Annotated in this window: 8 protein-coding genes and 2 pseudogenes; 5 read left to right on the forward strand and 5 right to left on the reverse strand. The window is 60.5% G+C overall.

Going from position 1 to position 9,133, the window contains the following annotated elements:
• The first annotated feature begins 63 nt into the window (after positions 1–63).
• Positions 64–750, forward strand: a complete 687-nt coding sequence (locus tag AC2YB9_RS06100) for a carboxymuconolactone decarboxylase family protein (RefSeq protein ID WP_487267856.1) — start codon at positions 64–66, stop codon at positions 748–750.
• A gap of 603 nt (positions 751–1,353) precedes the next feature.
• Here the strand turns inward: AC2YB9_RS06100 and AC2YB9_RS06105 are convergent.
• A complete protein-coding gene (locus AC2YB9_RS06105) occupies positions 1,354–2,169 on the reverse strand; it encodes a hypothetical protein (RefSeq protein WP_487267857.1) in 816 nt (271 codons plus the stop codon).
• A gap of 697 nt (positions 2,170–2,866) precedes the next feature.
• A pseudogene (locus AC2YB9_RS06110) lies at positions 2,867–3,160 on the reverse strand (ABC transporter); the annotation flags it as partial.
• Between the two features lie 54 nt (positions 3,161–3,214).
• Here AC2YB9_RS06110 and AC2YB9_RS06115 point away from each other — a divergent pair.
• The 3 genes from AC2YB9_RS06115 (at position 3,215) to AC2YB9_RS06125 (ending at position 5,691) form a co-directional block, all read left to right on the forward strand.
• The gene (locus AC2YB9_RS06115; protein WP_487267858.1) at positions 3,215–3,424 is read left to right on the forward strand and encodes a hypothetical protein; all 210 of its coding nucleotides are present in this window, start codon (positions 3,215–3,217) and stop codon (positions 3,422–3,424) included.
• On the forward strand, positions 3,421–3,837 hold the full coding sequence (locus AC2YB9_RS06120) for a hypothetical protein (protein ID WP_487267859.1): 417 nt from the start codon (positions 3,421–3,423) through the stop codon (positions 3,835–3,837). The genes AC2YB9_RS06115 and AC2YB9_RS06120 overlap by 4 nt, the downstream gene beginning before the upstream one ends.
• 441 nt (positions 3,838–4,278) lie before the next feature.
• Positions 4,279–5,691 (forward strand): MFS transporter, encoded by a 1,413-nt coding sequence (locus AC2YB9_RS06125; RefSeq protein ID WP_487267860.1) that lies wholly within the window; start codon positions 4,279–4,281, stop codon positions 5,689–5,691.
• Positions 5,692–5,722: 31 nt separating this feature from the next.
• Here AC2YB9_RS06125 and AC2YB9_RS06130 read toward each other — a convergent pair whose 3' ends face one another.
• Complete coding sequence (locus AC2YB9_RS06130; protein ID WP_487267861.1) at positions 5,723–6,157, reverse strand: DoxX family protein; 435 nt, start codon at positions 6,155–6,157, stop codon at positions 5,723–5,725.
• Positions 6,158–6,205: 48 nt separating this feature from the next.
• A complete protein-coding gene (zwf, locus tag AC2YB9_RS06135; RefSeq protein ID WP_487267862.1) occupies positions 6,206–7,621 on the reverse strand; it encodes a glucose-6-phosphate dehydrogenase in 1,416 nt (471 codons plus the stop codon).
• A 125-nt stretch (positions 7,622–7,746) separates the two neighbouring features.
• Between zwf and heR the strand changes: the two genes are divergently transcribed.
• A complete protein-coding gene (gene heR / locus AC2YB9_RS06140) occupies positions 7,747–8,544 on the forward strand; it encodes a heliorhodopsin HeR (protein WP_487267863.1) in 798 nt (265 codons plus the stop codon).
• Here heR and AC2YB9_RS06145 read toward each other — a convergent pair.
• Positions 8,541–8,855 (reverse strand): annotated as a pseudogene (locus tag AC2YB9_RS06145) (IS630 family transposase); the annotation flags it as partial. The gene heR and the pseudogene AC2YB9_RS06145 overlap by 4 nt on opposite strands.
• Between the last annotated feature and the right edge of the window lie 278 nt (positions 8,856–9,133).

Below are 9,133 nucleotides of genomic sequence, written 5' to 3' on the forward strand. Positions count from 1 at the left end.
ACCCATACGGGTATAATTGATATGTATAGCAACGTCACGCTAGGGCATCGGATAAGGATCGACATGATCACCAACGAGACCGCGGCAGAGTCCGCCTCGGCCGCCGGGTCCATCGTCGACGAGGTTGAGCCATTCGACCCGTGGTCTATGCAGGCCGCCAGACACTTTCCAGTACGCGAGGTCTATCGGATCACTCGTGATGCCACGCGGACAGTTCGGCACTTCGTCAGGTTCCGAAAGGTGCAGGGCGAGCAGTTCACGTCCCGCATCATGTTGGCGGTGACGGAAGTGAATGGGTGCGCGATGTGCGCCTATGCGCACACAAAATTTGCCTTGGATGCGGGTATGGATCCAGATGAGGTGCGGCGTCTACTCGGCGGCGTCACTCAAGGCGCTCCGCACGGTGAACTTGCCGCGATCGGGTTTGCACAGTATTACGCCGATACCCAGGCGCATCCCGAGCGGGGCGCCTGGGAACGCCTCGCGCAGATCTACGGTGTTGAGGAGTCGCTCGGCGTGCTCGGTGCCACCCGGATGATGATGTGGGGCAACGCCGTCGGCATCCCGCTCAGTTCATTTCGGGCTAGGCTGAAAGGAAGTCCGCATCCCGACAGCAGCCTGCGGTCTGAGATCGGCGTGATCCTCGGATCCTGGGCGGTGCTGCCGTTCGCTGTTCTTCACGGGACGCTGTCGGCAATTCGCCGCACGCCGCCAATCTCTTTCACGCCGCAGGCCGCGAACACTCACTAGGCATCCGGACTGGCGTTCAACATTGTCGTCGGGTTCGCCCACCGGGCGTGCTCGGCGGTGGCAGCTGTCATCCGTCGCACCCACACGGGGTCACGATGACGCTGGCTAATTCACGGGCGGCGTCGAACCTGCGGGCCCGATGGCCTTCGATCCGTGGGGGAGAGACACCAATGGCGGGTAAATCGCGCGAGTAGGACAGGTCTAGTGTCGGAGCGCAGCGGATAATTGGATTCATACCTATCACCGCGCCGGCCATGCTCAGCTACGCAAGCATGCACGCCCTCGGGAATGACCCTGCTGCCAGCTAATCCCAGCGAAGCGGGATCCGCACCATACTGAAACTGTGACGAACGATATTGATCTCTTCGTGGAGACGCGCGGCGAGAGCTGGCTGATCCGCAAGGACTGTTTTAGCCCAGCACGAATAGCCGCATGCTCGCCGTGAAGGTCACGTCCGATTGCGGCGTGCTGGACCGTAATTGCCTTCCGTGATTTGGTCTGCGGCACAGTCGCCCTCGCGAAGGGCGAGCGTGGCCCGACCTGTCACGCGTCGTGACTCATCGAGCCGCGCGGCGGTTGAGGATCCGGTCGGACCAGTCCATTTCAGAGCTGGTCGCGTCCCTGCGAGGTACTGGGCAGAAATTGCGAAGCGATGTGTTCCCAAGCGTTGTCAATTAGGGTAACTAAATCGATCCGCGTTGCCCTGATTACATGGGGCTTCTCAAGTTCACGATCGACGAAACGCACGATAAACCGGCGCAACTCGTTGTCCATGCCGGTGAGCTTTTGAAGCACGGCCGCGCGCCGACTGTCTGAGACGATCGTCATCACAACGTCGTCGGGGTGTGGCGGGGAGATGTGCCACAAGATTGTCAGAGGCTCAATCAGATCCATCGTGAGTCGCAGAGGAAGCACCAACTCGGCATCGAAACGCAACTTGTCGATGCCCAGATCTAGGTTGAAAGAGACGTTAACCGGCAGGTTGACGTTGTAGCCGACGGCGTCATCCAGCGCCTCTCCGTATGCCGTTCCGAAAACACCACTTGCTGTCACCCTTGCGACCTTGCGTCCCGGGCCCGCGCCGATCGGTCCCAGATGGAACTGTTCGCCTAAGACGCGGTTGATTGATTCCATCACTCGGTCACGATGCAGAACCAAGTTCATAAAACGCGTTCCGAACTCGTCGTAACTAAGTGGCGTCGAGCCTGGACTCAAGAAAGGCACCTCTGGTTGATCCTCAGCCGTGAGATCGACTTCGGGTTCAATCCGGGCTCGCTTCGTGGCTGCCGGCACTTCGAGGATTACGTGGGACTCGTCGAGGCCGGTGGACTCTGCAGACTCAATATTCACTCCGTCGGACATCTCCCAATCATCGTGCACAACTCCTGCGCCGGCGAATAGAAGGTCGACTGCATCCATCGAATCAGCTCTGACCACTGTCACGGCTCAGCTGGTGGCACGAAACCCGGTCGTGCGTAGCAAGAAATAGGAACGCCCAAGTCTAGCTCGCACCTTGGCCTGTGGGGCTGCCGCAGAGATGAGTTTTGGACAGGAATCCCATGTCAGGTCCTTCCATGAATTGTCCAACGCACGATACGACGTCTCAGGCTTCGGAAATGGTTCGTCGCCTTATCCGCGATCTGTCGAATGATGCTCAGGCGATGGACTGAGCCAAACTGTCGTGGACATGGTCGCATCGAAGGCAGATCAGTTTCTGTTCACCGGTGCTCTCGACCGAGGCCACCAAGTGGGGGCGGTCCGACTGGCATTTCATGCAACGAGAGATGACTGGATGTGGGTCACGCTTCAATATGCTCACTACCTCGTGTTTAGGAGTCCGGGTGACTCCGCCATGAAATACCCCAAACAGCGTCCTTCAAACTCCCCTTCACCGCTCAAGTCCCAAAGCGCGAAGGTGTCGCTGCTTGACGAAACTGACCCCTTTTATCGCCGCACCCGTAATACTCGACATTTGTCCTACCTGTTTCAGAGCACGCGGTTGTTCATCATGTGGCTGGGGCCAACACAGGTCAACTCATACTGGAGGGTTCGATTGTCGTGCCACTTCGACGAAGAGCATTCACTCGTAAGACCAGCTGACCATTGGTCGGCCCCGCCCTAGATCGATGACCCAGTCGGCGCTGGCGATCGTGTCGAGATCGTGTTCGACCAGCGCCACGGTGTTGCCGGCGTCCACCAACCGGTGCAGCTGGCGGAGTAGCAGAGCGATGTCGGCAGGGTGCAATCCTGCAGTCGGCTCGTCAAGCAGGTACAGCGCGTGCCCGCGACGCGCCCGCTGCAGCTCGGTTGCCAGTTTAATTCGCTGGGCTTCGCCACCGCTGAGCTCGGTGGCGGGCTGGCCCAGGCGCAGGTAGCCCAATCCGATCTCGCGCAGGGTCGTCAGGCTTCGCGTGGCATTCTTCGTGACGCGCATCATTAACGACAAATTGGGTACCAGACGTTTATGGATAGCGACCAGATTGAAGCAGTGCAAAATGTGATCGACCGAGTCTCCGCCTACCAAGACGGCGCCCCGGAGCCAACCGTCGAGCGCGAGCTTCGAAGTGGGCTCAGCGAAGCTGGGGTCGCTTTGGAGGATTCTCAGGTGAGCGCTCTGGTGTCGGCCATCGAGAAAAGTCCCGGCGAGGTCCAGGCTGCGGACATCCTGCGATGAGCGGGCAGCGGTTCGCTTTCGCTTGGGAACCTCGCTACCGGTTGCCAGCCCTCGCTTTCGGCGTTACACCTCGTACGGCGTGGGTGGAGGTCACCCCGACCGAGTTGTGCGTCCGCTACGGCTTGTGGACGTTGCGCTCCGCACTGGGCAACATTTCTGATGTCGAAACGAGCGGATCGTACGCATTTCTGAAGACCGCCGGACCTCCGCACCTGTCGTTCAGCGACCGCGGAATCAGCTTCGCCACCAATAGTCGGAAAGGTTTGTGTGTCAGTTTCCGCGAACCTGTGGCTGGCATCGACCCCGCGAAGCGCATCAAACACCCGGGAGCCACACTCACTGTCGCCGACGTCGCGGGGCTCGCACATGCCCTCGGATTTCCGGGAGCAGCGGACTCGCCCACCGACTCATGACGTCTGCGTCGACAGAATCACTTGATGATCCGATGGCGGACGTTCGGCAAGCGGTCTTGCAGGTTTTGGTAACCGGCTCAACGTCCTACGAGCTACTCAAGCGACTCAGTGAACGGGTCCCGTGGATTACGCCGGTCCCAGCGTGGATGCGCAGCAAGGTTCAACCCGTTGCCGTCGAGGACGTCGTACATCTCATCGTGCGAGCCGTGAATGCCGAACCGATGAACGCGCACTTGGATGTGGGCGGTGATCAGGCTGGCACGTCATACGGGGAGACGTGCAAAGTGCGGCACCCACCGATACCGCCTAGCCACCCAGACCGCTCAGTTGTCACTGGATCCTGCAGCAGCTCCATACAGTTAGGCTGCAGTGGTGTCCGAAGTTAAGCCTCCAAATGCCGCCCGGGAAGCTTATATTCCGGATCCGAGGCGATGGCGCATATTGTCCGTCTTGCTGGTCACGATCTTCATGTCGCTGATCGGCGTCAGCATCGTCAACGTCGCGCTTCCGTCCATCCAACTGAGCCTGGCTGCGAGTCAGTCACAGATTCAGTGGGTGCTTTCGGGGTACGCGCTGACTTTCGGCGTTGTGCTCATCGCAGCTGGACGTGCCGGTGATCTGTATGGGCGTGGTGCCCTGTTCATCGTCGGCGTGGCGTTGTTCACGCTCGCCTCAGTGGCAGCCGGGCTCGCGCCTGATGCCAACACCCTCAACGGGGCTCGTCTGATCCAGGGCATTGGTTCGGGGTTCATGGGGCCGCAAGCACTCGGCATGATCCAGCAGTATTTTCGTGGTGCAGAACGGGGCAAAGCCTTCGGTCTCTTCGGCAGTACTGTCGGCGTTTCGGTGGCGACCGGCAACATCATGGGTGGTCTACTCATCCAAGGATTCGGCGTCGACAGCGGTTGGCGATGGACCTTCTTCGTCAATGTTCCCGTGGGTATTCTGGCTATTGTCCTAGCATTCGCGTGGTTCCCAAAGCCCCTCATCATCCGTACCAAAAAGGCAAAGAAATCCGCACGATCGTCAGCGCCGCGCAAACCCAAGGACCTCGACGTTGTGGGTGGGCTGCTCGCCGGCTTGGCGGTCCTGACCGTCCTGATGCCTTTCACCCAGCGTCATGCGAGCGCTTTCGTATGGCTGTTGCTTCCCCTTGCCGGGGTTCTGGTGTGGGCGTGGATCCGTTGGGAACGGGCGTACAAGGCGCGAGGTCGCAGCCCGATGGTCGATCTGGACATCTTTCGGACGCCGAGCTTTACCAACGGAACGCTCCTGATTACCCTCTATTTTCTAGGCATAACGAGCATTTTCGTTCTGGTCGCGCTCTACATGCAGGACGGCCTCGGCCACACGGCACTGGAGAGTGGCGCGGCCGGTCTGCCTGGCGCAGTCATGACGATGGTCGCCGCGAACTGGGGAGGCCGCAACGTCATGCGTTATGGACGCACGGTCGTGATCGGCGGGATGGTTGCCGCACTCGTGGGCCTTATCTTGAGCATTCTGGTGGTGCAACTTCGTGCGTCAGATGCTGCTAGCGAATGGTGGTTGCTGCTGACTCTGGCCATCGTTGGCGCCGGGCAGGGGGCTGTCATCAGTCCCAACCAGACGCTGACATTAGAGGACGTACCGTTGCAGTATGCGGGCAGCTCGGGAGGCATCATGCAGACCGGTCAGCGCATCGGAACATCCGTGGGCATCACCGTCATCACCACGATTGCGTTCTTCACCTTGGCACGATCGGACTGGGCCGGAGCTGCCACTGCGGGATTCTCCGCGATATGTTTTGTCATCATTCTTGCCTTGCTGGTCGCCCTTTACGATTCGCGAGTCCGCCGCGCTGCGTCTTCGGCTTAGTCCGCCGTTCTCGGCGGTGGACGTGGCGTGATCATTGGCGCGCCGGAGGCCCAGCTTCCGGCCGACGCCGAACTCTGAGTCGGCCTCGGGACCGCCATGCACCGGTGCTCCACAGGGCCCAAACAACCAGCACAGGCTGGAAGAACAGCCTGATCACCCGCCCACCGTCGGTGTCGAGCCCGAAGGCGTCCGAGTGCGTGACCAGCTGATTGATGTTGCCGGGCAGGACCGCGACGAAGAATGCCGCCACGACCCAGCCGACCAGGATTCGGTGCCGCGCCAGGAACAGCACGGCGAGGCCCAGTGCGATCTCGACAAGGCCGGAGGCGACCACGATGAAGTCCTCGAAGGGCAGCCAGTTCGGAACCTGGGCGCGGAAGGTCTCACGCGCCACGGTGAGGTGCGCCGTGCCGGCCAAGGCAAGGAACACGCCCAACAGCCATCGCCCCACTGTCCGCACCGTCATGCTCTGAGTCTGACGCATAACGCCAACGTCAGCAGCGTGCGCGGTTTCTCAGCCGCTTAAGTGCCAGCCGTCCGCTGGCAGATCGAGCGCTGCTTGCGGTCCCCAGGAGCCCTGTGCGTATGGCTGCGTAGCCGGTGGATCGTCCAGCAACGGTTGGCATGCCTGCCAGATTAGGTCAACTTCCTCGGAGTGGCTGAACAGCAGTTGGTCTCCTCGCATCACGTCGAGCAGTAACCGCTCGTATGCCTCCAAGGGCTCGTCGGTTGGGAAGTCTTCAGCGAAATCAAGCCGCAACCTTGCCGGCGCCACCGCGAGGTCAGGTCCGGGGCGTTTGCCGCGGACCGCAACCTCAATCTGCGGATCGTCGGTGAGTTCCAGGACCAGCTCGTGAGGTTGGGAGTACTCGGTGAACACGTCATGGTCGGGTTCGCGATAGCGCAGGGTGATGGTCCGTCGTGCCTCGGCCAATGCCTTTCCCGTGCGTAGGTAGAACGGCACACCCTGCCATCGGTCGTTGTCGATCCAGGCCTCGAGGGCCACAAACGTCTCGACCGCGGAGTCGGGGTCGACGCCCTCCTCGTCGCGATAACCTTCGTACTGGCCGTACACAGATCTCTCGGGGTCGAAAGCGCGGAGTGACTTGAACGTAGAGGCCTTGGCAATCCTTAGTGCATCAGCATCGAGCTCATCTGGCCTGTCGCTGGCGACGAACCCGAGGAGCTGACACAGATGCGTGGAGATCATGTCGCGCAGACATCCGGTGCCCTCATAGAACGCGGCTCGTCCTTCGAGACCCAGAGTTTCCGGGACGTCGATCTGGACCGATGCGATGCTGTGACGGTCCCAGGCAGCGGCGAAGAGCCTGTTCGCGAACCGGAGCGCGAGGATGTTTTGCACTGCTTCCTTGCCGATGAAGTGGTCGATCCGGAAAACCTGCTCCTCGCTCACGACCGCTTTCAGTGCTGCGTCCAGTTCACGCGACGAGTCGAGGTCGAGCCCGAATGGTTTCTCGACCACTATCCGAGCCCGGTCAGTGAGCCCCTCACTTCCCAGCATGGCGACGATGCCTTCCATCGCGCCGGGAGGCACCGCGAGATACAGCAGCCGGCGCGTGTCTGGACCAAGGTGCTCCTCCGCGTCGCGCACGGCCGCGGCCAATGCCTCCCCATCGTCAGCGGTGGATGACTGGAACGAGAGTCGCTCCAGTAGTACGTCCAGCACTGCCTCATCGACATCTTCCACGAACTCGGCGACGGCATCTCGAACCGTAGACCGGAACTTCTCGATCGATACGGGGGAGTGGCGACCGGTGCCGATCACGGAGTATGCGTCAGGTAGCCACCCGGCGGCGGCCAACCGGTACAAGCCAGGGAAGAGCTTCCGCCGCGCTAGATCCCCTTGGGCACCAAAGAGCACAATTACGTGTGGGGGCAGATCCTGCTTGTCGCCAACATCGTTCAGCATGTGTTGAATACTCGTCGATCAGATCGACAATTCACAAGTCCTAATGTGCTCCGGCCGACGCAGCGACGAAGCTGAATTTCTCAGCACGGCGATTCCCGCGAACCCAGCCGGTTACAATCATGAGCGTGAGTTCTACGAACATTCCTCGGCCGCAGCAATCCGCAGCTTCTGGGGTCACCGAGGCGCGGTTACGCGATTTGCGTCGCTGGAATATTGGCCTTGGCGTACTCCACGCCGCGCAGGCCGTCGCGATCCTCCTGTTGGCTGGCGGTTTCGCCATCACGGTGACGTCGCAATTCCCTCAGGGCCCACCGGGCAGCGACGTGCCCGCGCCTGACGCCCTATTCGATGTGCGGATAGGTGTCGCCATCGCGGTATTTCTCGGCCTCGCCGCTATTGATCACCTGCTCACCGCCACATTATGCAGAACCCGCTACGAACGGGAACTGAAAGCTGGCTTCAACAGGTTTCGTTGGATCGAGTACTCCTTTAGCGCGACCGTGATGGTCCTACTCATCTCCTTGTACAGCGGAATCACTGGAATCTCCGCGGTTGTCGCGATCGCCGGAGCCAATGTCGCCATGATTCTCTTCGGCTGGATTCAAGAAGTCAGTAATCCACCTGGGCGGGCGGCAACCACGATGCTGCCGTTCTGGTTCGGGACCATTGTCGGCGTGGCACCGTGGGTGGTGATCAGCATCAATTTTGTAGGGGCTGGCTCATCGATCCCCGGCTTTGTTGTTGGCATCTTTGTCTCGCTCTTTGTGCTGTTCATGAGTTTCGCACTCAACCAGTGGCTGCAGTATCGGCAGATCGGGCCGTGGAAGAGCTACGCCTTCGGTGAAAAAAGCTACCTCGTCCTGAGTTTGGTCGCGAAGAGCGCTCTCGCTTGGCAGATCTTTGCGGGCTCTCTCGCCACCTAGTGCCCTGTAGTTGAATTGGTTGGATGGTTGGCTTTGGCGAGGATCTGGTCTGCGGTTTTGGTCCAGACGAAGGGACAGGATCGGTCGTTCCAGCCGTTGATGAAGGCCCTGATCTTGGTGGTGAGGTCTTTGACGGAGGCGAAGGTTCCCCGGTGGATGGCTTGCTTCTCGATGATGCCGAATTAGACCTCGACCAGGTTCAGCCACGAGCCGGACGTCGGTGTGGGGGTACCTCCCGCTTGCGGGGGAAAGTGGAAATGGATTCGCGGGTTCGCCTCGAGCCAGTCGCGGGCTTCGACCGTCTTGTGGGTTGCGTCATGGCCGAGCATCGAACCCGGCTGAGCTGTCGCCGATGACCTGGGAGATGTGTCGCCTATGTCCTGAACCAGCACACTGCCCCCGCTACCAAAGAAGTCGAGGTCAGACATCGTCTGGCCTCGACTTCTTTGGAGGTCGCCATCGCGATCCTTCACCTTGTCCTCGGTGGTTGAGGTACGAGCGCAGCGAGCCTCGAAACTACTTCTGTCGTCCCGGTCGGGATCAGGCTGCCTTGCGCACCTGTCGGTCATGCACACCCATGACCTGGGAC

The sequence above is a fragment of the Aeromicrobium changchenzhani genome (assembly GCF_057586615.1).